This is a genomic window from Ramlibacter sp. GCM10027632, from assembly GCF_042675325.1.
In the GTDB taxonomy this organism is placed as follows: Bacteria; Pseudomonadota; Gammaproteobacteria; order Burkholderiales; family Burkholderiaceae_C; genus Ramlibacter.
Window position 1 is genome coordinate 89,709 of sequence record NZ_JBHTGW010000009.1, and the last position, 24,381, is coordinate 114,089.

Below are 24,381 nucleotides of genomic sequence, written 5' to 3' on the forward strand. Positions count from 1 at the left end.
GCGCCGTCATACCGCCGATGGACCTCGATCGGATTCCCGCCGTTGCGCTCCCGCGCAGCCGGCCCACAGTGCCCAGATGATCCACAGGTTCCGGCGCTTCGCCATGGCGTCCCCTCTGTTCGGAAGTCGTTTGCGTGCGAGGTCGTGTCGCGTCGAAGCGCGATTGGACGGCCGACCCCGGGGAATCGCGCAGGCCGTTGGGGCATTTCATTTTTCCGCCCGTCCCATTTCGGGCGCGCGTGATCCCGGCGCCCTCGCGAGGCGCAGCCCGAACCGCCATTCCCGGTAGCTCTGGGCCTCTTCGCCATCCGGCGCCTCGCTGCAGATCGGCCGTCCCGGCGCGAGGCTGTAGACCGCCACGATGAAGCCCTGCGCGTCGCGCTCCAGGCCCCAGTCAGGACGCCCGGTCAGCGGGTCCGCGTAGACCTGCCGCAGGTGCCGCCGGATCCCCGGTGCGCGCGGGTCCCGCAGCAGCTCCCCGAGGCTGCGGGGACCTCGCGCGCCCGCGGGGGCCGGCCCCGCCGCGGCAACGCCTGCATAGCTGCGCAGGGCCCGCTCGAACTCCGCGCCGACCGTGAGGAGCTGCTGCTCCGCGTCCCGTCGCATCGCGGTCGCGCCCAGTTGCAGACCCGCACTCGCGGCGACCGAGAGCACGGCAATGGCCAGGAGCAGGAACAGGTAGGCCAGGCCATGGGGCCGCCGGCGCGGCCTGTCACCCGGCCTACCACTCGGCATAGGGTCTCCCGTCGCGGCCCGCGCCGGGCGCGCTGCTGCGCAGGTCGTACACCTCGCCGTCGAGGCCGTCCGGGGGCGGCACCAGGGTCCAGCCCGTGGCGCTGCCGGTGACAGGGTCCACCGGCAGGCTGCGCAGGTAGCGCCGGTCCACCAGCTCCTGCAGCGAGTCGGGGTAGCGGCCGGTGTCGCCGTAAAACCGGTCGATCACCTCGCGCGTGCCGCGCAGGTTGTCGCGCAGCACGGCCTCCCGGGCCGCATCGACCTGCCCCCAGTAGCGGGGCGCCACCAGGGCCGCCAGCGTGCCGATGATGGCCAGCACCACCAGCAGCTCGATGAGGGTGAGTCCGCGGCGTCGGCTCGCCATCCTGCGCCCCCTCACCACTGCGCCAGCGGCACGCCGTTGAGGCCGGTCAGGCGCGAGCGGGTGCGCACGTCGTAGACGTCGTCGCCCGGCTGCGGGTCGTCCGGATCGCTGGCGTAGGCGCGCAGCGCCCAGGTGGCGGCGGCGTCCACCGACGGGTCGTCGTGGAACGGGTCGCGGGGAACGCGGCGCAGGAAGTGGAGCGTGCGCCGCTTCGGGTCGCGCTGGTCCTCGACGCCGTCGGCCAGCGCCTGCAGGCTCGGCGGGTAGCCGCTGCTGCCGATGTCGCGGCGGATGCGGCCCTCGTCGCTGGCGCGCTTGTAGGCGTCGAGGGCGGCCCGGAGCTCGCGCAGCGCGAGGCGCAGCTCCTGCTCGCGGGTGCGCTGCACCTGCACCTGCGCGAGCGGCACGACCTGCAGTGCCAGCACCGCCAGGATGGCCAGCGTGACCAGCAGTTCGACGAGGGTGAATCCGCGCGCCATGGGCTGGTCTTCAAGGCGCCGGCGCGTCCAGGCGCAGCATGTGGGGCGGCGGCAGGCCCGGGAGCAGGGGGGCCGCCTGCGCGCCGAGGGGGGCGGCATTGAGCACCTGGACCCGCGTGGTCCCGCCAGCGGCGCTGAGCACCCGCCACTGCACGCTGGCCAGCACGCCGGGTGCGGGCGCATCCGGACCCGGCGGCACGGTGCTGGCTCCGCCCAGGTGGACCTGCCCCGCCGGGTCGACCCGGCTGGTGAACCCCGAGGCGGTACCGCCCTGGCGCAGGAAGTCGCCCGCGGTGACGGCCACCACTTGCAGCACCCGCGGGTCGAACCCCAGCGTGACCGGCAGGCTGGCGACCGGGGCCTCGGCGCGGGCCAGCAGCTTCAGCGTGACCAGGTCGCCCGCCCGGGCGTTCGGCGGGCCCTCCCAGGCCAGGGTGGCGCCGGCGGCGGCCGGGGCCCGGCCTGCGGGGTCGGCGGGCTCGTCGCGCGAGCCGGCGGGCGTCGGCGTGGCCGTGGCCGTGGCCGCAGCTGCCTGCGCGGCGGCCGGGGCGGGCAGCCGCGGGGCTGCCGCCGCGGCGAGCGGCGTGGCGGCCAGGCTCGTCTCCGTGCCGGTGTCGAACTCGAGCAGCCCCGGCCCCGGCTGCCGCACGTTGCGCACCACGCGCGGCGTGATGGACAGCACGATCTCGGTCTTGCTGCGGTCGTCGGACTGGCTGCCGAAGAGGCGCCCGAGCAGGGGGATGTCGCCCAGGCCCGGCACCTTGCTGGCGCTGCGGCGGTCCTCGTCGTTGATCAGGCCGGCGAGCACCTGGTTCTCGCCGTCCCTCAGGCGCAGCACGGTCTGCGCGGTGCGCGTGCCGATCTGGTAGGCGAGCGAGCCGGACTTGGTCAGGAGCTGGCCGATGATGCTGCTCACCTCCAGGGCCACCTTGATCGCCACCTCGCCGTCGGGGTAGACGGTGGGCTCGACGTCGAGCTTGAGGCCCACGTCCACGTAGGTGACCGACTCCGAGATGAAGCCGGTGGCGGTGGACGTGGTGGTGATGTTCGGCACCCGCTCGCCGATCAGGACCTTGGCCTTCTCGCGGTTGCGGGCGCGGATGCGCGGGTTCGCGAGGAGGTTCGCGTCGGCCTCGGTGCCGCGCGCCACGATCGTGGTGGCACCCACCGTCGCGCCGATGCGCCCGCCCTGGAGGTGGCGCAGGTCGTCGAGCGTGAGCGGGGCGCCGGGCGTGCCGGCCAGGGGAGCGAGGCCCAGCTGGTCGGGCCAGCGCACGCCGAGGTCCACCAGGCGCGAACGCTTGACCTCCAGGATCTCGACTTCGAGCATCACCTCCGGCTCGGGCACGTCGTGCAGCGCCACGAGCTTTTCCGCCAGCCTGATGGCCGGCGCGCTGTCTCGCACGATCAGCAGGTTCAGCTTGTCGTCGACGACCACGTCGCGCGACTTCAGCAGCGACTTGAGCGTGTTGCCCACGGTCTTGGCCTCGGCATGCGCGAGGTAGAAGCTGCGCACCACCAGGGGCTGGTAGTCCTTCTGCTTGGCCGGCGTGTTCGGGTAGACCAGGACGGTGTTGGCGTCGAGCACGCGCTGCTCCAGCTGGTGGGTCAGGAGCAGCAGGGAGACGGCCTGCTCGATGGTCGAATTGCGCAGGAAGAGGGAGGCCTTCTGGTCGGTGCGGACGTCGCGGTCGAACAGGAAGTTCAGGCCCGAGGTGCGGGCGATGAGGTCGAACACGCTGCGCAGGGGTGCCTCCCGGAACTCGAGGGTGATCGGCTTGCGGTAGGCCTCGGCCAGGGCCGCGGGCGGGCCCGCGGGCGCCGCGGCGGCGTCGGCCCGGGCGAGCCAGGCGTCGGCCTCGCGCTGGCGGGCCTGGGCGCGGGTGCGCTCGGCGGCCAGCCGCTCCTCCTGGGCGATGCGCTCGCGGGCCTGCAGCAGCGTGGCGCGGTAGGGGACGGACCGCGGCTCCAGCCGCGCCGCCTGCTCGAGGTGGGGCAGGGCCTCGCGCGGGCGGCCCTGGCGCACCAGGTCGCGGCCCTCGCGGAAGGCCTGGTCGGCGGCGCATCCCGCGAGCAGGGCGGCAGCGGCGAGGGCCGCGGCGCGGCACGCCAGGGCTGCGCGCGCCCGAGGCAGGGGCGGAAGGTGCATCAGCGGTCGTCTCCGATGGTCAGTGACTGGGCCTGCCCCAGCGGCAGGTAGGTGAGGGCGAGCTGCGGCGGCGCGATGCGATCGACGCGCCACTGGCCGTCCACCACTTCGCCCTCGCGCAGCACCAGGGTGCGCTCGTCGCGCAGCACGAAGACCTCCCAGCGGCCGTCCTCCAGCTTCTTGCCCAGGAAGGCGAAGGGCAGGGGCGGGGCGGCGGGCGCGGCGGGCGCCGCCACCGGCAGGGGCGTGGGCGGCGGGGCCCAGCTGCGGGCGGCGAAGAGGTCGCGCGGCGCGGGGGCATCCGCCGCGGGCAGCAGCACCTGCCGCGGCACGAGGGCGGCGACCGGGCCGGGCAGCCAGAGGGACCAGCGCAGGCGGGCCTCGAGTTCGTCGGCGCCGACCGACTCGCGGCGCATCGAGACCTGGTCCAGGCTGGCGGTGGGCAGCGCGCGCAGCACCGCCTCGATGTACTCGCGCAGCTGCGGGTAACGGGCACGCACCGGCTGGGAGACCTGCCACTGCACCAGCGGCACGCCCGGCACGGCGCGGCGCTGGTAGTCGGCGCGCGCCAGCTGCACCTGGGCCGCCTCGGCCCGGGCGGCGAGGGTCCGCAACTGGGCCTGCGGCTCGGGCGCGGCGGCGAGCAGCGCCTGCAGGTCCTGCGGACCGCTGGCCTCCTGGGGTGGCAGGTGCCCGGCGGCGGGCCTCCGGGCGAGGCGGATCGCGTGGTCCCGGCGGGCCTGGGCCTCGGCCTCGGCCAGGGCCGCCTGCCCCGGGGGCAGGACCTGCCACTGCAGCAGCAACGCGGCAGCCACCAGGAGCGCCGCGAGTGGCCAGGCTGGCCCGTACCGCCAGAGTGCGACCTGGGCCCGGGTGCGCCACGCCTGCAGCAACGGGCGCGGGGCGCGCCAAGGGCGCAGCGGACGCGATGGCCGCACGAGCCGCGTCATCGGGCGGCCCCGGGGCGCAGGGCCACGTCCAGCGTCAGGCGCACCGGCCGCTGCGGCTCCTGCTCGCGGGTCTCGTGGCGTACCAGCGTGACCTCGCCGAAGCCGGGCGCCGCGCGCAGGGCGCCGGCGTAGGCCAGCAGGGCGTCGAGGGAGCGGGCCTCGGCCTGCAGGCGCACGAGGGCCTGCGCGCCATCGGGCTCGATGCCCACCAGGGCGACGTTGGCCGGCGCCAGCCGCTGCAGCGCGTCGAGCAGGGTGGGCCAGGGCGTGTTCAGCGGGCGCAGGGCGCGGCTCCAGGCCTCGGCGGCCTGCCGGCCCAGGGGTGCGGCGGCGGGGCTTCGGCCGGGCGCCGCCGCTGGCCGGGGCGCGGCCTCGGCGAGGGCCTCGCGGGCCGCCCGCAGGCGGTCCCGCAGCATCCAGGCCTCGCCGGCGGACCACGTGAAGAGGGCTGCAGCCAGCGCCACGGCCAGCGCCTCGCGCCGGCGCGGCGGGCGCTCCCCGAAGCGCAGGTCCACCGGGCGCATGCGAGCGCCCGGGGCGCCCGGGGCGCCGTGGGTGCCGGGTGCGGTGGGTGCGGTGGGTGCGGTGGGTGCGGTGGGTGCGCCGGGTGCGCCGGGTGTAGCGGAGGGTGGGTGTTTCAGCGGCAGGCGCGGCATTGTGTCACCTCACCGGCGTGAGCCCTGCAGGCGGCGGGCCAGGGCCAGCGCCGCGCCGGCTTCGTCCACCACCCCCGCCGCCGCCGTGCCGGGAACGGCCGCCTGGACGATGCCCTCGGCCTGCGGTGCCTGCCCGGTGCACAGGTCCAGCCAGTGCAGCGGCCCCGGGCCGGCCTCGCCCGGCGGGACCCGTGCCGATTCCAGGCGGACATGGCCCCAGGCCTGCGCCGCCAGCGCCTCGGGCGAGGCCCCGGGCGCGGCGGGCAGGCCAGTGAGCGTGTGGGGCCGGCCGGCGCGGCACTGCCACACCAGCAGCCGGCTCGGGCTGCGCAGGACGCTCCAGCCGTCCGCGGGGAAGGCGTGGGCGGCGTGGCGCGCGAGCAGGCCCCAGGCGGTCTGCCAGTGCACCGGGACCCGCAGGGGGGCGAGCGACCGCTCCACGGCGGCGGCCCGGGTGGCGTCGAGGCCGGCGCAGGCGAACGGGTGCTGCGCGCTCCAGTCCCCGGTCACGCGCCAGGATGCGGCGCTGCCGCCGAAGAGGCCGGCGCAGCGGGCCTGCGCGACCTGGCGCAGCTCGGCGAGGTGGGCGACCGCGGGCGGCGCGAGCACCCAGTGCACGGCGATGTCCGCGCCGGCCACCAGTTGCACCGACGCCACCGTCGCCCCCGGCATGGCCGACAGGGCCGCCAGCGCCGCGCCGAGGCCGGCGTGGTCGCCGGTGCGCACCTGCGCCTCGCCCGGCGCCTGCCAGGCGGCGCCCCGGGCATCGAGGCCGACGACGAGGCGGTGCCCGCGCGGCTTCGGCCGCCAGTCATGCAGCGACGGTGGCACGGCGTGCTTCCTCCAGGGTGGTTCGGCCCGCTCGGGCCACGGCCAGCGCCGCCTGCGTGAGGCTGCGCTGGCCCTTGCGCTGCGCGGCGTCGCGCAGCCGGCGCGTCGGCGCTCGGGCCACGATCAGCTCGCGCAGCTCGTCGTCCAGGCGCAGGAGTTCGGCCACGGCCTGCCGCCCCTTGTAGCCGGTGCCGCGGCAGTCGCCGCAGCCCGCGCCGTGGCGCAGGTCGAAGCCGTCCATGTCCGCCGGGGCGAGGCCCAGGCGCTCCAGCTCCCGGGGCGCCGGCCGCGCGGGCTGGCTGCAGCGCGGGCACACCAGGCGCACCAGGCGCTGCGCCCACACGCCGTTGAGGGCGGAGGCCAGGGCATGAGCGTCCAGCCCCATGTGCGTGAAGCGGCTGAAGACGTCGAACGCGTTGTTGGCATGCACCGTGGTGAGCACCAGGTGGCCGGTGAGGGCCGACTGCACCGCGATCTCGGCGGTCTCGCGGTCGCGGATCTCGCCGACCATGATCTTGTCCGGGTCGTGCCGCAGGATGGCGCGCAGGCCGCGCGCGAAGCTCAGGCCCTTCTTCTCGTTCACGCGGATCTGCAGCACGCCGGGCAGCTGGTACTCGACCGGGTCCTCGATGGTGATGACCTTGTCGCGGCCGGTGTGGGCCTCGGCCAGCGCGGCGTAGAGCGTGGTGGTCTTGCCCGAGCCGGTAGGACCGGTCACCAGGACCATGCCCCAGGCCGCCTCCATCAGCTCGCGCAGGCTGGCGACCAGGGGCGCGTCGAACCCCAGCGCGTCGAGCGTGAGCCGGCCGTGGGCCTCGACCATGGCCTGCTTGTCCAGGATGCGGATCACCGCGTCCTCGCCGTGCACGCCCGGGATGATGGAGACGCGCAGGTCGACCTCGCGGCCCTGGGCGCTGACGCGGAAGCTGCCGTCCTGCGGCACGCGGCGCTCGGCGATGTCCAGCTCGGCGAGCACCTTCAGGCGGGACAGCGCCTGTTCGGCCAGCGCCACGCCGGGCACCTGGGCGGCGGTGTCGAGGACGCCGTCGATGCGGTACTTCACGGCGAGGCCGGCGGGCGTGGCCTCCAGGTGGACGTCGCTGGCGCCGGCGCGCAGCGCGTCGTAGAGGGTGGAGTTGACCAGGCGCACCGCGGGACTCGCCGCGTCGGCGACGCGGGCGATCGACAGCTGCTCGATGCCGGGGCTGGCGCCGGCACCCTCGGCCGCGCCGGGATCCGCCGCGTCCACCGCGTCCAGTGCGCGCTGGCGGGCCTCCTGCTGGCCGAGGAAGGCGTGGATGTCCTCCGGCGTGGCCAGCACCCAGCGCACCGGCCGGCCCGCCGCGTGGGCCAGCAGGGTGCGCAGGTCGGGATCGAGCGGGTCGTGCAGCACGCCGATGCCCTCGCCCGCCTCGCCCTCGAGCAGCACCGCGCGCAGCGCCTGGGCGCGGGGCAGGGACAGCCCGCCCGGCAGCGGGGCGTGGCGGGCCATGCGCGCGGTGTCCCAGCATTCCAGGCCGAGGTCCTGCGCCAGGGCCTGCGCCGCCTCGCGCGGCGTACACCGGAGCAGGCCGGCCAGCGCCGCGACGGGCTCCTGGCCCTGCCCGCAGGCCGCGCGCAGCGCCGTCCACTGGCCCGCGTTCACTGCAGGCTCCCGGCCAGCTCGAACACCGGCATGTACAGCAGCACGACGATGAGGCCGATCACCAGGCCGATGGCGGCCATGAGCGCCGGCTCGAAGGCCCGGGCGAAGCGCTCGATCCAGCGCGTGGCCTCGCCGTCGTGGAAGGCCGCCGCGCGCGAGAGCATGTCGCCCAGGCGTCCCGAGCGCTCGCCGACGCGCAGCAGCCGCAGGGCCACCGGCGAGCCCAGGCCCTGGTGCGCCAGGGCCTGCGACAGCGGCTGCCCGGCCAGCACCTCGCCCTGCACCGCGCGCAGGCGCTCGCGGGTGGCGGGGCCGACCGCGTCGGCGCCGAGCTGCAGCGCGCTCACGACCGGGATGCCGCCCTCGACCAGCAGGCCCAGGGTGAGGCACAGGCGCGCGAGCTCCAGTGTCGCCAGCCGCCCGCGCGCGCCGGGCAGGGCCGCCAGCAGCCGCCACCAGCCGCCGTGGCGTCGCAGCCGCAGGAGGGCCAGGGCGGCGGCGGCCAGCGCCAGCGCGAGGCCGCCGCCCAGGGCCAGCGCGTGCCGGCCGGCGAAGCGGCCCCAGTCCATCAGCAGCTGCGAGGCCCAGGGCAGCTCACGGCCCGCGCCGGCGTAGACCGCGGCGAAACGCGGAACCACGTAGGCCAGCAGGAACAGCCCCACGCAGGCGCCGACTGCCAGCAGGATGGCGGGGTAGACCGCGGCGCTCACCACCTTGTCACGCAGGGTGGTGAGGCGGGACTCGTAGGCCACGTAGCGCGCCAGCGCCTGGGGCAGGTCGCTGGTGCCCTCGGCCGAGGCCACCAGCCCGCAGAACAGGGACGGGAAGACCGCGCCTTGCCGGCGCAGCGCCTGCGACAGGCCCCAGCCTTCGCGCAGGTGGCCGCCCAGGCGCTCGAGGATGGCGCGGCGGTGGCCGGCCGGCTCCTTCTCGACGAGGGCGTCGATGGCCTCCACCACGGCGAGGCCGGCCTCCAGCAGCGCCAGCAGTTCCTGCGCGAACAGCAGCAGGGCGAAGCGCGGGCCGCGGCCGGACAGGCGCCGCGCCCGCACCGACAGCGGCGTGAGGCCGCGCGCCCGGGCCTGGGCGCAGGCGTCCGCCGCGTCGAGGGCCTCCAGGCGCAGCTCGCCCACCTGCTGCGAGGCGTCGAGGGCGCGGACGACGAACTGCATCGCGCGGCCTCATTCGCGCCCGATGTCGGCCGCCTCGCCGGTGCCGCCGGGCTGGCCGTCCCTGCCCTGGGAGAACAGCTCGTACTCGCCCAGCGTGCCCGGGGACCGGTAGACGTAGGGGTGGCCCCAGGGGTCGGGTGGCACGGCCTTGCTCAGGTAGGGGCCGCGCCAGGTGGCGGCGCCGGCCGGGGCGGTGACCAGGGCGGCCAGGCCTTCCTCGGTGGTGGGGAAGGCGCCCGTGTCCAGCCGGTAGGCGGCCAGGGCCCGGTGGAAGCCCTCGACCTGGGCCCGCGCGGCGGCCTGCTCGGACTTGGCGATCTGGCCGAAGAAGCGCGGGCCGGCATAGGCCGCCAGCAGCCCGATGATGGCCACGACCACCAGCAGTTCCAGCAGCGTGAAGCCGCCGGCGCGCGGGCCGGCGGTGACGGATGGCGACATGGCTCCTCCCCCTGGGCGCCGGTCCCTCCGGCGCGAAGCGGGCGGATTCTAGGAAGCGGCCTGGCCAGGCCGGCAGGCCAGGGGCCTCGCCGGTCAGCCCAGGCGGCCGAGCGCGCGCAGCACGTTCTCCGGCGTCGCCGGCGCCGCCAGCTTCGCCGCGCCCGACGGGCCCGCGACCGAGGCGATCGCCTCGCGGATCGCCTCCCAGGCGCTGATGCCGAGCATGAAGGGCGGCTCGCCCACCGCCTTGCTGCCGCCCACGTTGTCCTCGCGGTTCGGCTCGGGCCAGAAGTCGACCCGCAGGCGCGCCGGCAGGTCGCCGGTGGCGGGAATCTTGTAGGTGCTGGGCGCGTGCGTCGCCAGCCGTCCGCGGTCGTTCCAGACCAGTTCCTCGCTGGTGAGCCAGCCCACGCCCTGGATGAAGCCGCCCTCCACCTGGCCGAGGTCGATCGCCGGGTTGATGGAGGTGCCGACGTCATGGAGGATGTCCACCGCCAGCAGCCGCGTCTCGCCGGTCAGGGTGTCGATGGCCACCTCGCTGCAGGCCGCGCCGTAGCTGAAGTAGTAGAACGGCCGGCCGGTGAGGGTGGCCTTGTCGTAGTGGATCTTGGGCGTGCGGTAGAAGCCGTCGGACCACAGCTGGATGCGGTTGGCGTAGGCCAGCTTCACCACCTCGTCGAAGGCGCGCGTGCCGGACGGGGTGATGACCTGCCCGCCGCGGAAGCTCACCGCGCCCGCGCCGCAGCCGTCCAGGCCGGCGACGAAGGCCGCCAGGTTGTCGCGGATGTTGCGCGCGGCGAACTGCGCGGCCCGCCCGTTCAGGTCGGTGCCGCTGGAGGCCGCGGTGGCCGAGGCGTTGGGCACCTTGCCGGTCTCGGTGGCGGTGCACAGCACCCGCTCGAACGGCACGCCCAGTTCGTCGGCCACCACCTGCATGATCTTGGTGTGCAGGCCCTGGCCCATCTCGGTGCCGCCGTGATTGAGCTGCACGCTGCCGTCGGTGAACACGTTGACCAGCGCGCCGGCCTGGTTGAACAGGGTGGCGGTGAAGCTGATGCCGAACTTCACCGGCGTGATCGCGATGCCGCGCCGTATCACCGGGCTGGCCGCGTTCCAGGCGGCGATGGCTTCACGGCGCTGCGCGTAGCGCGAGGTGCGCGCCAGCGTCTCCACCAGCGGGTGCAGGATGTTGTCCTCCACCTTCATCTGGTAGTGCGTGGTGTGGCGGTCCTCGACGCCGTAGAAATTGCGCTGGCGCACCCCCAGCGGGTCCAGCCCGAGGTGGCGCGCGATCTCGCCGACGATGGCCTCGATCGCGATCACGCCCTGCGGGCCGCCGAAGCCGCGGAAGGCGGTGAAGCTCTGGAGGTGGGTCTTGCAGCGGTAGGAGGCGATCTCCACGTCCGACAGGTAGTAGGCGTTGTCGGTGTGGAAGATGGCGCGGTCGGCCACCGGGCCGGAGAGGTCGGCCGAGAAGCCGCAGTTGGCCAGCTGGGTGACCTTCAGCGCGGTGATCCGGCCGGTGTCGTCGAAGCCCGCCTCCCAGTCGATGGCGAAGGGGTGGCGCTTGCCGGTGACCAGGAAGTCGTCGTCGCGGTCCAGCCGCAGCTTGACCGGGCGGCGCAGCTTGTGCGCGGCCACCGCCGCCCACACCGCGAGGTGCCCGGCCTGGGTCTCCTTGCCGCCGAAGCCGCCGCCCATGCGGCGGCATTCCACCGTGACCGCGTTGCTGTCCAGGCCCAGGGCATGGGCCACCCAGTGCTGCACCTCGCCCGGGTGCTGGGTCGAGGAATGCACCAGCCACTGGCCCTGCTCGCGGGGCAGGACGTAGGCCACCTGGCCCTCCAGGTAGAAATGCTCCTGGCCGCCCACGTCGAGCGAGCCGGCGAGGCGGTGCCGCGAGGCGGCCATGGCCTGCTCGGGCTCGCCGCGGCGCACCACCACCGGCGGCAGCACGTAGCTGCGTGCCGCGTGGGCCGCGCGTACGTCGAGGACGGCGGGCAGGGGCTCGATGTCGGGCGTCACCGCGCGCGCGGCGCGGCGCGCGGCCATCACGCTGTCGGCCACGACCAGGCCGATCACCTGGCCCACGTGCTGCACGGTGTCACGGGCGAAGACCGGCTCGTCGTGCGCGAAGGCGGCCAGCACCGGGTCGCCCGGGATGTCGGCGGCCAGCACCACGCCGCGCACGCCGGGCAGGGCCAGCGCCGCGGCCGTGTCGACCCCGCGCAGGCGGCCGTGGGCCACGGGCGAGAGGATGGGGGCGGCATGCAGGGTGCCCCGCACCTCGGGAAGGTCGTCGATGTAGGCGGCGGCGCCGGCCACCTGGGCGCGGGCGCTCTCGTGGATGCGCGGGCTGCCCGTGGCGGGCGCGGCGACCGCCAGGGACAGGTCTTTCTCGGGGGCGTTCACGGCTGCACCTCCTCGAGGCTGAAGCGCTCCAGGCTGACCCCGGCGACGCCCTGGCTCTCCAGCCAGAAGCGACGCAGCAGGTTGCCCAGGACCTCGCGCCGGTAGGCGGACGAGGCGCGCATGTCGGAAATGGGCTGGAACTCGGCGCGCAGGGCGTCGGCCGCGGCCTGCGCGGCGGCCTCGGTCCAGGGCCGCCCCGCCAGGGCGGCCTCGGCGCTGCGGGCGCGCGCGGGCGTGGCGGCCACGCCGCCGGCGCCGATGCGCGCGGCCGTCACCGCGCCGCCCTCGAGCGTGAGGTTCACGGTCAGGCACACCGCGGAGATGTCGTCGTCCCAGCGCTTGGAGACCTTGTAGGCGCGCAGGAACTCGCCCGGCGCCGGCGCCGGCACCTCGATGCGCGCGACGACCTCGTCGGCCGCCAGCTGCGTCTGGCGGTAGCCGGTGTAGAAGTCCTCCAGCGGCATCGCGCGCTCGCCGCGCGCGCTGGCCAGCACGAGGCGCGCGCCCAGCGCGATCAGCAGGGGCATGGAGTCGCCGATGGGGGAGCCGTTGGCGACGTTGCCGCCCAGCGTGCCCGAGTTGCGCACCGGCAGGCCGGCGAAGCGCTCGGCGAAGGCCTGCAGCTGCGGGCGCTGCGCGGCGAGGGCGGCATAGGCGTCCTGCAGCGTCACCGCGGCGCCGATGGACAGGCCCTGCGGCGTGGCCTGCACGCGCCGCAGCTCGGCGACGCGGGTGACGTCGAGCACCTGGCCGAAGCGGCGGTGCATCTTGGTGATCCACAGGCCGGCGTCGGTGCAGCCGGCCACCAGCTGGGCCTGCGGGTGCGCCGCGCGCGCGGCCAGCAGGGCGGGCAGGGTGGTGGGGGCCAGGTAGGCCGTGCCCTCGCCGGCCTGCGGCGCGAGGGACTGCAGCTGCGCGAGGAGCGCCGCCTCGTCCACCTTCACCGCCGGCAGGTCGGCCATGCGCTGCGCGGCTTCGAGCAGGGGACGGTAGCCGGTGCAGCGGCACAGGTTGCCCGAGAGGTCGGCCTGGGCCTGCTCGCGGGTGATGGCCCGGCCCTGGCAGACCTGGTTCTGGTACATGCCGAACAGGCTCATCACGAAGCCTGGGGTGCAGAAGCCGCATTGCGAGCCGTGGCACTGCACCACCGCCTCCTGGGCCGGGTGCAGGGTGCCGTCGTCGGCGGCCAGGTCCTCCACGGTCCACAGCGCCAGGCCGTCGACCGAGTGGGCCAGGCGGATGCAGCTGTTGATGGCGCGCCAGCGCAGCGCGCCGTCCTGGGCCTCGGCCAGGACCACGGTGCAGGCGCCGCAGTCGCCCTCCCCGCAGCCCTCCTTGGTGCCGGTGTCGCCGAGGTCCTCGCGCAGCACCTCGAGCAGGGTGCGGTCGGGTGGTACATTGGCCAGCGTCACCAGCTCGCCGCGGCGGAAGAATCGGATGGTCTTGGATTCCATGTGGGTCAGTATGGCGTCATTCGCGCCGCTTATCAGGTTAGGCCGGCCGGCGCCCCGGTCCGATAAGGCCCGCCATATGGCGGCCATGCGCGGGCGGCCATGAGGGGCCACGACCTCCTCGACCGGATCGACCTGCACCTGATCCGGGTGCTCCACACCGTGCTCACCGAACGCAGCGTCTCGCGCGCCGCGGTGCGCCTGGGGATGCACCAGCCGCAGGTGTCCGCCGCGCTGCGGCGGCTGCGCGAGGTGGCGGGTGACCCCCTCCTGGTGCGTTCGGGCGCCGGGATGGTGCCCACGGATGCCGGTCTTCGCATGGTCGAGCCCTGTGCAAGCATCCTGCGTGCCGCGCAGTCCCTCTTCGCCGACTCGCGCGGCTTCGACCCGCGCACCACCGACATCACCTTCCGCGTCGCCGCCAGCGATTACCTCGACCCGCACTTCCTGCCGGCGCTGGTGGCCGCCATCAAGTCGCAGGCGCCGCGCGCGGCCATCGAGATCCATGCGCTGTCGCCGCAGGCCGACTGCCATGCCCGCCTGGCCGCGGGCGAGGTCGACGTGGTCGTGAGCAACTGGCTGGAGCCGCCGGACAACCTGCACCGCAGCGTGCTGTTCGAGGACGAGGTCGCCTGCCTGGTCTCGGCCGACCACCCGGCCGTGCGCCGGGGCTGGCGTACGCAGGACTGGCTGGACGCCGAGCACGTGGCCCCCACGCCCACCCACCCCGGCGCCCGCGGCGCGATCGACGAGCACCTGGACCGGCTCGGCCTGGCGCGCAACATCACTGCCCGCTGCCCCCATTTCAGCCTGATCCCGGCGATGGTGGCGCAGAGCTTGCTGGTGCTGACCACCGGCCGGAAGTACTGCGAACGTTTCGCAGGGCTGATGCCGGTGACAATCCTGCCCTGCCCCGTCGAGTTCCCCCGCCTGGTCTACTACCAGTTGTGGCACGAACGTTCGCATGCCTCGGCCTCGGCCCGCTGGCTCCGCGATCGCATCCGGCAGGCGGCGGCAGGCTTAGGAAATTGACCAGACGATGAATACACCACGGCTGCAACTGGCCGGCATCACCAAGCGCTATCCGGCGGTGGTCGCCAACGACCAGGTGTCCCTGCGCGTGATGCCCGGGCAGGCCCATGCGGTGCTGGGCGAGAACGGCGCGGGCAAGTCCACGCTGATGAAGATCATCTACGGCTCCGTCAAGCCCGATGAGGGCCAGGTGCTGTGGAATGGCAAGCCCGTCAGCATCCGTAACCCGCAGGAGGCGCGCGCGCTGGGCATCAGCATGGTGTTCCAGCACTTCAGCCTGTTCGACACGCTGACCGTGGCCGAGAACGTGTGGCTGGGGCTGGACAAGTCCCTCACGCTGCCCGAGGTCACCCGCCGCATCACCGCCAAGGCCGCCGAGTACGGCCTGGACATCGACCCCTCCCGCCCGGTGCACACGCTCTCGGTGGGCCAGATGCAGCGGGTGGAGATCATCCGGGCGCTGCTCACCGACCCGCAACTCCTGATCCTCGACGAGCCCACCTCGGTGCTCACGCCGCAGGCCGTGGAGAAGCTGTTCGTGGTGCTGAAGAAGCTGGTGGCCGAGGGCTGCAGCATCCTGTACATCAGCCACAAGCTGCACGAGATCCGCGAGCTGTGCACCGCCTGCACCGTGCTGCGCGGGGGCAAGGTGACCGGCGAGTGCGACCCGCGCGAGGAGAGCAACGCCTCCCTGAGCCGCCTCATGATCGGCGCCGAGCCGCCGCAGCTGCAGCACCGCGAGGCCCGCGTCGGCGAGGCCGTGCTGCGGGTGGAGAACCTGAGCCTGGCGCGCGAGTCCGCCTTCGGCACCGACCTCGAAGGCATCAGCCTCGAGGTGCGCGCCGGCGAGGTGGTGGGCATCGCCGGCGTGTCCGGCAATGGCCAGCGCGAGCTGATGTACGCGCTCTCGGGCGAGGACACCCGGGCCGAGCCGCGGATGGTGCAGGTCGCCGGCCAGCCCGCCGGCCGCCTCGGCCCCGGCCGCCGGCGCGCCCTGGGCCTGCACTTCGTGCCCGAGGAGCGCCTGGGCCGCGGCGCCGTGCCCACGCTGGGCCTGGCGCACAACCTGCTGCTCTCGCGCCGCGAGGCGCTGGGCCGTGGCGGCTGGATCCACCTGGGGCGGCTGCGCGAGCAGGCCCGCGGGATCATCGAGCGCTTCAACGTGCGCGCCGGCGGGCCCGATGCGCCGGCCCGCTCGCTGTCCGGCGGCAACCTGCAGAAATTCATCGTGGGCCGCGAGATCGACGCGAAGCCGAGGCTGCTGCTCGTCTCCCAGCCCACCTGGGGCGTGGACGTGGGCGCCGCGGCGCAGATCCGCGGCGCGATCCTGGCCCTGCGCGACGCCGGCTGCGCCGTGCTCGTGGTGAGCGAGGAACTGGATGAACTGTTCGAAGTGAGTGACCGTTTGCACGTGATAGCCAAGGGGCGCCTGTCGCCCTCCATTTCCCGGGCCGAGGCCACGGTGGAACAGATCGGCGAATGGATGTCGGGCCTGTGGGGCCACGGCCATGCCGAAGCCGCGCGGGAGGCTGCCAATGTTTAAGCTCGAGCCGCGTCCGCAGGCGTCCGCGTTCTGGAGCCTGGCCTCGCCGCTGCTGGCCCTGGCCATCACCGTGGTCCTGGGCGTGGCCCTTTTCGCCGCGCTGGGCAAGGACCCGGTGCGCGGGCTGCAGATGTTCTTCTGGGAGCCGGTGAAGTCGCTCTATGCCTTCGGCGAGCTGATGGTCAAGGCCACGCCGCTGCTGCTGATCGCGCTGGGCCTGGCGGTGTGCTTCCGCTCCAACGTCTGGAACATAGGCGCCGAGGGCCAGTTCGTCATCGGCGCCATCTGCGCTGGCGGGGTGGCCCTGCTGGCGGACAAGCAGACCGGCCGCTGGATCGTTCTCGCCGTGCTGCTCGCCGGCATCGCCGGCGGCATGGCCTGGGCGGCGCTCACCGCGTTCCTGCGCGACCGCTTCAACGCCAACGAGATCCTGGTCAGCCTGATGCTGGTCTACGTGGCAGTGCAACTGCTGGTGTGGCTGGTCTTCGGCCCCTGGAAGGACCCGGGCGGCTACAACTTCCCGCAGACCAAGACCTTCGAGTCGGTGACCCAGGTGCCCCGGCTGATGGCGGGCTCGCGCATGTCCATCGGCCTGCTGCTGGCGCTGGCCGGGGCGGGGGCGCTGTGGGTGTTCCTGTTCCGCACCCGCGCGGGCTTCGCGCAGCAGGTCGGCGGCCTGGCCCCGGAGGCGGCGCGCTATGCCGGCTTCTCCGCGCGCAAGGCCCTGTGGATCGCGCTGCTCACCTCGGGCGCCGCCGCCGGCCTGGCCGGCGCGCTGGAAGTGGCCGGCCCCATCGGCCAGCTCACGCCCTATGTCCCGGCGGGCTACGGCTTCGCCGCCATCATCGTCGCCTATGTCGGCCGGCTGCACCCGGTGGGCATGGTGTTCTCGGCCATCCTCATGAGCATGTTCTACATCGGCGGCGAGTACGCCCAGTCGCGACTGGGCATGCCCAAGTCCATCACCGGCGTGTTCCAGGGCCTGCTGCTGTTCGCGCTGCTGGCCTGCGACACGCTGCTCGTGTACCGCGTGCGCTGGCAGGGCCAGGGCGCCCGGAAGGCGGTGGCCTGACATGGAAAGCTACGCACTCCTCCTGGCCGCCACGCTCAACGCGGGCACGGTGCTGGCCATCGCCGCACTGGGCCTGCTGATCAACGAGCGGGCCGGCATCGTCAACCTCGGCGCCGAGGGCCTGATGCTGTGCGCCGCCATCGCCGGCTTCGCCGTGGTGGTCCACACCGGCAGCGACCTGCTCGGGTTCCTGGCCGGCGCGGCTGCCGGCGCGGCGCTGTCCGCCGTATTCGGCGGGCTGGTGATCTGGCTGGGGACCAACCAGTACGCCACCGGCCTGGCCCTGAGCCTGTTCGGCGCGGGCTTCTCGGCCTTCGCCGGCATCCGCTACGTGCAGGAGAAGCTGCCTGAGCGGATGCAGTTCTCCATCCCGGTGCTCGGCGACCTGCCGCTGGTGGGGCCGGCGCTGTTCCGCCAGCACCCGATGGTCTACCTGGTCATCGCCTTCACCCTGGCACTGATCTGGTTCCTGTACCGCTCGCGCGCCGGCCTGGTGCTGCGCTCGGTGGGCGAGTCGCCCGAGTCGGCCCATGCGCTGGGCTACCCGGTGCGCCGCATCCGCCTGGCCGCGGTGGTGTCGGGCGGCGCGCTGTGTGGCCTGGCAGGCGCCTACCTCTCGGTGGTCTACACCCCCCTGTGGGTCGAGGGCATGGTGGCCGGCAAGGGTTGGATCGCGCTGGCCCTGACCACCTTCGCCACCTGGCGCCCGGCCCGGGTCTTGCTTGGGGCCTACCTGTTCGGGGGCGTGACGATGCTGCAATTCCACCTCCAGGGATCCGGGGTGGAGGTGGCGAGTGAATTCCTCACGATGCTGCCCTATATTGCAACCATCGTCGTGCTGGCCCTGATGTCGCGCAATCCGGCATGGATCCGCGCGAATATGCCGGCGTCCCTCGGGAAGCCGTTTTTCCCGGGTTCATAATTCCTGTTTTCGTCGTCCTAAATCAGAGGAAACCATGACCGACCTGAAGAAACGCTCGATGCTCCAAGTCGCGGCCGTGACCGCGCTGGCAGCCACCGCCCTGGTGGGCTGCGGCAAGAAGGAAGAGGCTGCGCCCGCGCCGGCAGCCTCGGCCGCCGCCGCACCGGCCAAGCCCGAGCCCCTGAAGATCGCCTTCGCCTACGTCGGCCCGGTGGGTGACGGCGGCTGGACCTTCGCCCACGACAACGGCCGCAAGGCGGTGGAGAAGGAATTCGGCGACAAGGTCGTCACCAGCTTCGTCGAGAAGGTGCCCGAGTCCGCCGACGCCGAGCGCGTGATGCGTGACCTGGTCGGCCAGGGCAACAAGCTGATCTTCGGCACCACCTTCGGCTACATGGAGCCGATGCTCAAGGTCGCCGCCGATGCCAAGGACGTCAAGTTCGAGCACGCCACCGGCTACAAGCAGGCCGACAACCTGCGCACCTACGACAGCCGTACCTACGAAGGCGCCTACATGGCCGGCGTGATCGCGGGCAAGATGACCAAGACCAACACGCTGGGCGTGGTGGGCTCGGTGCCGATCCCCGAGGTGATCCGCAACATCAACAGCTTCACCCTGGGCGCCCAGTCGGTGAACCCGAAGATCAAGACCAAGGTGGTCTGGGTCGGCGACTGGTTCAATCCGCCGAAGGAAACCGAGGCCGCGACCTCCCTGATCAACGGCGGCGCCGACGTGCTGATGCAGAACACCGACTCGTCGGCCGTGCTGCAGACCGCCGAGAAGATGGGCAAGCGCGCCTTCGGCTGGGACAGCGACATGACCGCCTACGGCCCCAAGGCCCACCTGGGTTCCGCCATCATCAACTGGGGCCCGTACTACGTGAAGGCCGTGCGTGACGCCCTGGAAGGCAAGTGGACCGGCAACTCCGCCAGCTGGTGGGGCGTGAAGGAAGGCGCGATCGACATGGTCTCCATCGCCGCCGACGTGCCGGAAGACACCAAGAAGAAGGTCGAAGAGATCAAGGCCGGCCTGAAGGACGGCTCCTTCGTGATCTGGAAGGGCCCGATCAAGGACCAGGCCGGCAAGGACGTCCTGGCCAAGGACGCCGTCGCCGACGACAAGTTCCTGGGTGGCATCAACTTCTACGTCAAGGGCGTGGAAGGCAAGATCCCCGGCGGCGACAAGAAGTAAGCTTCGCGCCACTGCCTGTGAAGGGTCGCCCTCGGGCGGCCCTTTTTCTTTTGGAAGGACCCCTCGCGTGAAAGACATCGCCCCCGAACGCCTGCCCGAGCTGCTGCGCCGCATGCCCAAGGCGGAACTGCATATCCACATCGAGGGCTCGCTCGAGCCCGAGCTGATCTTCGAGATGGCGCGCCGCAACGGCGTGGCCATCCCCTACGCCAGCGTCGAGGAGCTGCGCCAGGCCTACGCCTTCACCAACCTGCAAAGCTTCCTGGACATCTACTACGCCGGCGCCAGCGTGCTGCTCAAGGAGCAGGACTTCTACGACATGGCCTGGGCCTACCTCGAGAAGGCCAGGGCGGACCACGTGGTGCACGCGGAGATCTTCTTCGACCCGCAGACCCACACCGCGCGCGGCGTGCCGATGCAGGTGGTGGTGGACGGCCTGCACCGCGCCTGCGTGGACGCGAAGGCGAAGCTGGGCGTGAGCGCCAGCCTGATCCTGTGCTTCCTGCGGCACCTGTCCGAGGCCGAGGCCTTCGACACGCTGGAGGCGGCGCTGCCGTTTCGCGACAGGTTCATCGGCGTGGGGCTGGACTCCAGCGAGGTCGGCCACCCGCCGGAGAAGTTCGCGCGGGTGTTCGCGAAGTGCCGCGAGCTGGGGCTGCGCCTGGTGGCCCACGCGGGCGAGGAGGGGCCGCCGGCCTACGTCTGGTCGGCGCTGGACGTGCTGAAGGTCGAGCGCATCGACCACGGTGTGCAGTCGCCCAAGGACCCGGCGCTGGTGCAGCGGCTGGCGCAGGACCGCATCCCGCTGACGGTCTGCCCGCTGTCCAACCTCAAGCTGTGCGTCTTCCCGAAGCTGGCCGACCACAACCTGGGCGCGCTGCTGGACGCCGGCCTGGTGGCAACCGTCAACTCCGACGACCCGGCCTATTTCGGCGGCTACATGAACGACAACTTCGTGCAGACCTTCGCCGCCACCGGCCTGACCGCCCGCCATGCCTACCAGCTGGCCCGCAACAGCTTCGAGGCGAGCTTCGTGCCCCAGGCCGACAAGGACCGCTGGGTCGCGCAGCTGGACGCCGTCTTCGCGGAATTCGCGGCGTAAGGCCAGGCGTTTAGAATCACCCACGCGCCGCTGCGCCCCGCAGCGGCGTTTTCGTTTGTCCCCGGGGCCATGTAGAGGAACACCATGTACAAAAACCTCGCTGCCACGCTGCTCGTGGCCGCCAGTTTTTTCTCCCCCCTTTCCACCCGCGCGCAGCCCGCCAAGGAGCCGCTGAAGATCGGCTTCGTCTATGTCGCGCCGCTGACCGACGCCGGCTGGGTGCGCCAGCACGAGGAAGGCCGCAAGGCCGTCCAGTCCGCCCTGGGCGCACAGGCCGAGACCCGCTACGTCGAGAACGTGGCCGAGGGCGCTGACGCCGAGCGCGTGATCCGCGACCTCGCGCAGCAGGGCCACAAGCTGATCTTCACGCCCAGCTTCGGCTACATGGAGCCCACGCTCAAGGTGGCCAAGGACTTCCCGGACGTGAAGTTCGAGTCGGTCACCGGCTACAAGACCGCGCCCAACGTCTCGGCCGCCAACGCCCGCTACTACGAGGGCCGCTACCTCGCCGGCATCGCCGCGGGGCGCATGACGAAGTCGAACGTGGCCGGCTACGTGGCGGGCTTTCCCATCCCCGAGGTGCTCCAGGGCATCAATGCCTTCACCCTGGGCCTGCGCTCGGTCAACCCGAAGGCGCAGGTGCGCGTCGTGTGGCTGAACGACTGGTTCAACCCGCCGCGTGAGCGCGACGCCGCCATGGCGCTGATGGACCAGGGCGCCGACGTGCTCGCCTTCCACACCGGCTCCAACGCGGTGATGGTCGCCGCGCAGGAGCGCGGCAAGCTGGCCGTGGCCTACCACTCGGACATGCGCAAGGTCGCGCCGGATGCCCAGGTCGTCGCGGTCACGCACCAGTGGGGCGGCTACTACACGGCCCGCGCCCGCGAGGTGCTGGCTGGCACCTGGAAGCCGGGCACGGTCTGGGGCGGCGTCAAGGAAGGCATGATCCGTGTCGGCGACTTCGGCGCGCGCGTGCCCAAGGCGGTGCAGGACGAGGTGCTGGCGCGCCAGAAGGACATCGCGGCCGGCCGCCTGCGGCCCTTCGCCGCCGGCAAGTCCGACGCCGTGCGCGACAACGAGGGCCGCGAACGCATCGCCGCCGGCAAGTCGCTGGACGACGGCGCCATCCTCGGCATGGACTGGCTGGCCGAAGGCGTGGTGGGCAAGGCCGGCAAGTGACCGGCAAGTGACCGGCCGGGGGCCGGGGCGGGCCGCCGCGCAGCGCCGCGAGCGCGCACAATAGGCGCGCCTCCTGCTTGTCCGACTGCACGATGAAAGCCTTCCGCGCCGCCCTGCTTCGCTTCAACGACGACGGCGCCGCCGTCCATGACGAGGACGGCCTGCTGGTCGTCGGCCCCGATGCCACCGGCACGCAGGTGGTGCGGGCCGCGGGCGCGTACCCCGCGCTGGCGGCCAATTTCCCCGGCGTGGCCATCGAGCACCTGCCCGGCAAGCTCATCGCGCCGGGCTTCGTGGACCTGCATGTCCATTACCCGCAGACCGACGTGATCGGCTCGCCGGCCGAAGGCCTGCTGCCCTGGCTGGAGAACTACACCTTTCCCCATGAGTCGCGTTTCCACGACCCGGCCTACGCGGGCGAGGTGGCGGATTTCTTCCTCGACGAGCTGCTTCGCCACGGCGTCACCACCGCGCTGACCTTCTGCACCTCGCACCCGGCCTCGGTCGACGCCCTGATGCAGCGGGCGCAGGCCCGGCGCCTGCGGCTGATCGCCGGCAAGGTCATGCAGGACCGCCATTCCCCCGACGGCGTGCGCGACGAGACCGAGCAGTCCCTGCTGGACTGCGAGGCCCTGATCCGCCGCTGGCACGGCCAGGGCCGCCTGGGCTACGCCATCACCCCCCGCTTCGCGCCCACCTGCAGCGACGCGCAGATGCGCGGCATGGGCGAGCTGGCCGCGAAGTACCCGCAGGTGTGGATCCAGTCGCACGTGGCGGAGAACAAGGACGAGATCGCCTGGGTGCGTTCGCTGTACCCGCAGGCGCGCAGCTACCTGTCGGTCTACGAGGGCTTCGGCCTGCTGCGCGAGCGCGCCGTCTACGCCCACTGCATCCACTTCGACGACGCCGACCGTGCCCTCATGCGCGAGAGCGGCGCCGCCGCCGCGGTCAGCCCCACCAGCAACCTGTTCCTGGGCAGCGGCTTCTTCGATTACGCGGGCGCGGACCGCGCCGGCTTCCGCTACGGCCTGGCCAGCGACGTTGGCGGCGGCACCAGCTTCTCGCCGTTCCACACCATGCTGGCGGCCTACTACGTGGCCCGCGAGGGACAGACCAAGCCGGGGCTGTCGCTCTCGCCGCAGGCGCTGTGGTGGCAGCACACCGCCGGCGCGGCGCGCGCACTGGGGCTGGAGGGCGTGGTCGGCAACCTCGCGCGCGGCTGCGAGGCCGACTTCGTGGTGATCGACCCGCAGGCCACGCCGCTGCTGGCGCGCCGCACGCAGGCCGCGCGCACGCTGGACGAGTTCCTGTTCGCGCTGATCGTGCTGGGCGACGACCGCGCCATCGAGCGCGTGCACGTTGCAAACGGGGCCTGAGCGTCGCGCCGGCCGACCCGAGCAAGCTGGCGCTCCCGCGGGGGCCGCGAGGCACACGCAGCGGGGCGCCCGGCGGCTCGAAGACCCGCCCCGCCTACAATCCGCCGCAGGAGAGTCCCATGACCATCAAGAGCGACAAGTGGATCCGCCGCATGGCCGAGCAGCACGGCATGATCGAGCCCTATGAGCCCGGCCAGGTGCGCGAGGTGCAGGGCCAGCGCATCATCAGCTACGGCACTTCGAGCTACGGCTACGACATCCGCTGCGCGCCGGAATTCAAGGTCTTCACCAACATCCACAGCACGGTGGTGGACCCGAAGAACTTCGACGAGAAGAGCTTCGTCGACTTCCACGGCGACCACTGCATCATCCCCCCCAACAGCTTCGCCCTGGCGCGCACGGTCGAATACTTCCGCATCCCGCGCAACGTGCTGACGGTCTGCCTGGGCAAGAGCACCTATGCCCGCTGCGGGATCATCGTCAACGTGACGCCCTTCGAGCCCGAGTGGGAAGGCTACGTGACCCTGGAGTTCTCCAACACCACGCCGCTGCCCGCCAAGATCTATGCCGGCGAGGGCTGCGCCCAGGTGCTGTTCTTCGAGAGCGACGAGACCTGCGAGGTCAGCTACAAGGACCGCGGCGGCAAGTACCAGGGCCAGCGCGGCGTGACGCTGCCCAAGGCCTGACCGGCCGGCTCAGGCCGCATCCTCCGCGGCCCTTCCGGCGATCGCGTCCATCGCGGCGCGCGCCGCCGCCAGGTCCCAGCCGGCCCACCCGCAACTCTTGAAAAGCACCGGCCCCGCGCCGCGGGGCGCGGCGCGCCCGCGCACCAGGTCGGCGAGCGTGGGGAAGGCCTGGACGTCCAGCCCGGCCTGCAGCAGGTCGCCCGCCTCGTGGCGCGCGTCCGCCGTGTCCAGCCAGACCCCGCCGCCCTCGGCGTCCGCGCACTGGCGGCACAGGGCCGGGGCCAGTTCCACCATCGCCGGGGTGAAGGCGCCGACCGCGGCGATGAAGGCGTCGGGCCGGGCCTGCGCCGACAGCACGATGCCGCTGGCCGGGGTGCAGGTCACCACCAGCGGGCAGTCGGCCAGGGCGGCGTCGGGGTCATCCACCACCACAGCGCGCAGTCCCAGTGAGCGCGCATGATCGGCCAGTGCCTGCGCGCCTGCCGCACCGCGCGAGGCGATGCGTACCTCCCGCAGCGGCAGGCCGTGGGCGAAGGCTTCGACATGGGCATGTCCCTGCGCCCCCGCGCCCACCACCAGCAGGGGGCCATCGGGTTGCCGCGCCAGCGCCTGCGCCGCGAGCAGCGACACGGCGGCCGTGCGGCGCGCGGTGACCACCGGGCCGTCCAGCAGCAGGCGGCGCTCGCCGGTGGCGATGTCGAACACTGCCACGTCGCCCTGGATCGCCGGCCGGCCGGTGCCGGCATTGGCCGGGGTGAAGGTGATCAGCTTGGCGATCGCCAGGCGCGCGTCATGCGCCGGCATGACGAAGAGGCTGGCGCCGCCCGGCAGGGGCTGCACCAGGCGCTGCGGCACGTGCACGGCATCGTCGGCCAGCACCTCGCGCACGGCGCGCACCAGGGCCGGCCAGGGCAGGCGTTTCACGGTGGGATCGGTGGGCGGGAACATGCTCCCGATTCTGTCCTACAGCCGCGTCCGGTCGCGCTGCCTAGGAT

At 73.3% G+C, this 24,381-nt stretch carries 22 protein-coding genes; 9 read left to right on the forward strand and 13 right to left on the reverse strand.

What is annotated here, in order from left to right; all coding sequences use genetic code 11:
- Positions 1 to 207: 207 nt before the first annotated feature.
- From ACFQZY_RS14340 to xdhA, 12 genes are all read right to left on the reverse strand, one after another.
- Positions 208 to 735 (reverse strand): type II secretion system protein, encoded by a 528-nt coding sequence (locus ACFQZY_RS14340; protein ID WP_377416924.1) that lies wholly within the window; start codon positions 733 to 735, stop codon positions 208 to 210.
- Positions 722 to 1,099 carry a type II secretion system protein gene (locus ACFQZY_RS14345; RefSeq protein WP_377416926.1) on the reverse strand — a complete coding sequence of 126 codons (378 nt, stop codon included), beginning with the start codon at positions 1,097 to 1,099 and terminating at the stop codon, positions 722 to 724. The genes ACFQZY_RS14340 and ACFQZY_RS14345 overlap by 14 nt, the downstream gene beginning before the upstream one ends.
- A gap of 11 nt (positions 1,100 to 1,110) precedes the next feature.
- Positions 1,111 to 1,578 (reverse strand): type II secretion system protein, encoded by a 468-nt coding sequence (locus ACFQZY_RS14350; protein ID WP_377416928.1) that lies wholly within the window; start codon positions 1,576 to 1,578, stop codon positions 1,111 to 1,113.
- A gap of 10 nt (positions 1,579 to 1,588) precedes the next feature.
- Entirely contained in the window at positions 1,589 to 3,727 is a 2,139-nt protein-coding gene (locus tag ACFQZY_RS14355; protein ID WP_377416930.1) for a secretin N-terminal domain-containing protein, read from the reverse strand.
- Positions 3,727 to 4,542: a hypothetical protein gene (locus ACFQZY_RS14360; RefSeq protein WP_377416932.1), complete on the reverse strand. Its 816-nt coding sequence runs from the start codon at positions 4,540 to 4,542 to the stop codon at positions 3,727 to 3,729. The genes ACFQZY_RS14355 and ACFQZY_RS14360 overlap by 1 nt, the downstream gene beginning before the upstream one ends.
- Before the next feature lie 131 nt (positions 4,543 to 4,673).
- A complete protein-coding gene (locus ACFQZY_RS14365; protein ID WP_377416934.1) occupies positions 4,674 to 5,201 on the reverse strand; it encodes a PilN domain-containing protein in 528 nt (175 codons plus the stop codon).
- A 141-nt stretch (positions 5,202 to 5,342) separates the two neighbouring features.
- The gene (locus ACFQZY_RS14370; RefSeq protein WP_377416936.1) at positions 5,343 to 6,164 is read right to left on the reverse strand and encodes a hypothetical protein; all 822 of its coding nucleotides are present in this window, start codon (positions 6,162 to 6,164) and stop codon (positions 5,343 to 5,345) included.
- A complete protein-coding gene (locus ACFQZY_RS14375) occupies positions 6,145 to 7,809 on the reverse strand; it encodes a GspE/PulE family protein (protein ID WP_377416938.1) in 1,665 nt (554 codons plus the stop codon). Before ACFQZY_RS14375 ends, ACFQZY_RS14370 begins: the two co-directional genes overlap by 20 nt.
- Positions 7,806 to 8,981, reverse strand: coding sequence for a type II secretion system F family protein (locus tag ACFQZY_RS14380; protein ID WP_377416940.1), 1,176 nt, complete (start codon positions 8,979 to 8,981; stop codon positions 7,806 to 7,808). The genes ACFQZY_RS14375 and ACFQZY_RS14380 overlap by 4 nt, the downstream gene beginning before the upstream one ends.
- A 9-nt stretch (positions 8,982 to 8,990) precedes the next feature.
- Entirely contained in the window at positions 8,991 to 9,419 is a 429-nt protein-coding gene (gspG, locus tag ACFQZY_RS14385; RefSeq protein WP_377416942.1) for a type II secretion system major pseudopilin GspG, read from the reverse strand.
- A 93-nt stretch (positions 9,420 to 9,512) separates the two neighbouring features.
- Complete coding sequence (xdhB, locus tag ACFQZY_RS14390) at positions 9,513 to 11,831, reverse strand: xanthine dehydrogenase molybdopterin binding subunit (protein ID WP_377416944.1); 2,319 nt, start codon at positions 11,829 to 11,831, stop codon at positions 9,513 to 9,515.
- Complete coding sequence (gene xdhA / locus ACFQZY_RS14395) at positions 11,828 to 13,285, reverse strand: xanthine dehydrogenase small subunit (protein WP_377416946.1); 1,458 nt, start codon at positions 13,283 to 13,285, stop codon at positions 11,828 to 11,830. The genes xdhB and xdhA overlap by 4 nt, the downstream gene beginning before the upstream one ends.
- 99 nt (positions 13,286 to 13,384) lie before the next feature.
- Here xdhA and ACFQZY_RS14400 point away from each other — a divergent pair, with 99 nt between their 5' ends.
- From ACFQZY_RS14400 to dcd, 9 genes are all read left to right on the forward strand, one after another.
- A complete protein-coding gene (locus ACFQZY_RS14400) occupies positions 13,385 to 14,314 on the forward strand; it encodes a LysR family transcriptional regulator (protein ID WP_377416948.1) in 930 nt (309 codons plus the stop codon).
- A 7-nt stretch (positions 14,315 to 14,321) separates the two neighbouring features.
- Positions 14,322 to 15,857, forward strand: a complete 1,536-nt coding sequence (locus ACFQZY_RS14405; protein WP_377416950.1) for an ABC transporter ATP-binding protein — start codon at positions 14,322 to 14,324, stop codon at positions 15,855 to 15,857.
- On the forward strand, positions 15,850 to 16,929 hold the full coding sequence (locus ACFQZY_RS14410) for an ABC transporter permease (RefSeq protein ID WP_377416952.1): 1,080 nt from the start codon (positions 15,850 to 15,852) through the stop codon (positions 16,927 to 16,929). Before ACFQZY_RS14405 ends, ACFQZY_RS14410 begins: the two co-directional genes overlap by 8 nt.
- Before the next feature lies 1 nt (position 16,930).
- Positions 16,931 to 17,851: an ABC transporter permease gene (locus ACFQZY_RS14415; RefSeq protein ID WP_377416954.1), complete on the forward strand. Its 921-nt coding sequence runs from the start codon at positions 16,931 to 16,933 to the stop codon at positions 17,849 to 17,851.
- A gap of 34 nt (positions 17,852 to 17,885) precedes the next feature.
- The gene (locus tag ACFQZY_RS14420) at positions 17,886 to 19,043 is read left to right on the forward strand and encodes a BMP family ABC transporter substrate-binding protein (protein ID WP_377416956.1); all 1,158 of its coding nucleotides are present in this window, start codon (positions 17,886 to 17,888) and stop codon (positions 19,041 to 19,043) included.
- 67 nt (positions 19,044 to 19,110) lie between these two features.
- Positions 19,111 to 20,145, forward strand: a complete 1,035-nt coding sequence (locus ACFQZY_RS14425; protein ID WP_377416958.1) for an adenosine deaminase — start codon at positions 19,111 to 19,113, stop codon at positions 20,143 to 20,145.
- Between the two features lie 84 nt (positions 20,146 to 20,229).
- A complete protein-coding gene (locus ACFQZY_RS14430) occupies positions 20,230 to 21,324 on the forward strand; it encodes a BMP family ABC transporter substrate-binding protein (protein WP_377416960.1) in 1,095 nt (364 codons plus the stop codon).
- 92 nt (positions 21,325 to 21,416) lie between these two features.
- A complete protein-coding gene (gene guaD, locus ACFQZY_RS14435; RefSeq protein ID WP_377416962.1) occupies positions 21,417 to 22,700 on the forward strand; it encodes a guanine deaminase in 1,284 nt (427 codons plus the stop codon).
- Positions 22,701 to 22,819: 119 nt separating this feature from the next.
- Complete coding sequence (gene dcd / locus ACFQZY_RS14440) at positions 22,820 to 23,386, forward strand: dCTP deaminase (protein WP_377416964.1); 567 nt, start codon at positions 22,820 to 22,822, stop codon at positions 23,384 to 23,386.
- A 9-nt stretch (positions 23,387 to 23,395) separates the two neighbouring features.
- Here dcd and ACFQZY_RS14445 read toward each other — a convergent pair whose 3' ends face one another.
- The gene (locus ACFQZY_RS14445; protein WP_377416966.1) at positions 23,396 to 24,334 is read right to left on the reverse strand and encodes a delta(1)-pyrroline-2-carboxylate reductase family protein; all 939 of its coding nucleotides are present in this window, start codon (positions 24,332 to 24,334) and stop codon (positions 23,396 to 23,398) included.
- Positions 24,335 to 24,381: the final 47 nt, after the last annotated feature.

What these genes read in the sequence shown, in the direction of transcription:
- ACFQZY_RS14340 (WP_377416924.1), bottom strand. Translation starts at nt 735, where the DNA reads ATGCCGAGTGGTAGGCCGGGTGACAGGCCGCGCCGGCGGCCCCATGGC.
- ACFQZY_RS14345 (WP_377416926.1), bottom strand. Translation starts at nt 1,099, where the DNA reads ATGGCGAGCCGACGCCGCGGACTCACCCTCATCGAGCTGCTGGTGGTG.
- ACFQZY_RS14350 (WP_377416928.1), bottom strand. Translation starts at nt 1,578, where the DNA reads ATGGCGCGCGGATTCACCCTCGTCGAACTGCTGGTCACGCTGGCCATC.
- ACFQZY_RS14355 (WP_377416930.1), bottom strand. Translation starts at nt 3,727, where the DNA reads ATGCACCTTCCGCCCCTGCCTCGGGCGCGCGCAGCCCTGGCGTGCCGC.
- ACFQZY_RS14365 (WP_377416934.1), bottom strand. Translation starts at nt 5,201, where the DNA reads ATGCGCCCGGTGGACCTGCGCTTCGGGGAGCGCCCGCCGCGCCGGCGC.
- ACFQZY_RS14380 (WP_377416940.1), bottom strand. Translation starts at nt 8,981, where the DNA reads ATGCAGTTCGTCGTCCGCGCCCTCGACGCCTCGCAGCAGGTGGGCGAG.
- gspG (WP_377416942.1), bottom strand. Translation starts at nt 9,419, where the DNA reads ATGTCGCCATCCGTCACCGCCGGCCCGCGCGCCGGCGGCTTCACGCTG.
- xdhA (WP_377416946.1), bottom strand. Translation starts at nt 13,285, where the DNA reads ATGGAATCCAAGACCATCCGATTCTTCCGCCGCGGCGAGCTGGTGACG.
- ACFQZY_RS14400 (WP_377416948.1), top strand. Translation starts at nt 13,385, where the DNA reads ATGAGGGGCCACGACCTCCTCGACCGGATCGACCTGCACCTGATCCGG.
- ACFQZY_RS14405 (WP_377416950.1), top strand. Translation starts at nt 14,322, where the DNA reads ATGAATACACCACGGCTGCAACTGGCCGGCATCACCAAGCGCTATCCG.
- ACFQZY_RS14410 (WP_377416952.1), top strand. Translation starts at nt 15,850, where the DNA reads ATGTTTAAGCTCGAGCCGCGTCCGCAGGCGTCCGCGTTCTGGAGCCTG.
- ACFQZY_RS14415 (WP_377416954.1), top strand. Translation starts at nt 16,931, where the DNA reads ATGGAAAGCTACGCACTCCTCCTGGCCGCCACGCTCAACGCGGGCACG.
- ACFQZY_RS14420 (WP_377416956.1), top strand. Translation starts at nt 17,886, where the DNA reads ATGACCGACCTGAAGAAACGCTCGATGCTCCAAGTCGCGGCCGTGACC.
- ACFQZY_RS14430 (WP_377416960.1), top strand. Translation starts at nt 20,230, where the DNA reads ATGTACAAAAACCTCGCTGCCACGCTGCTCGTGGCCGCCAGTTTTTTC.
- guaD (WP_377416962.1), top strand. Translation starts at nt 21,417, where the DNA reads ATGAAAGCCTTCCGCGCCGCCCTGCTTCGCTTCAACGACGACGGCGCC.
- dcd (WP_377416964.1), top strand. Translation starts at nt 22,820, where the DNA reads ATGACCATCAAGAGCGACAAGTGGATCCGCCGCATGGCCGAGCAGCAC.
- ACFQZY_RS14445 (WP_377416966.1), bottom strand. Translation starts at nt 24,334, where the DNA reads ATGTTCCCGCCCACCGATCCCACCGTGAAACGCCTGCCCTGGCCGGCC.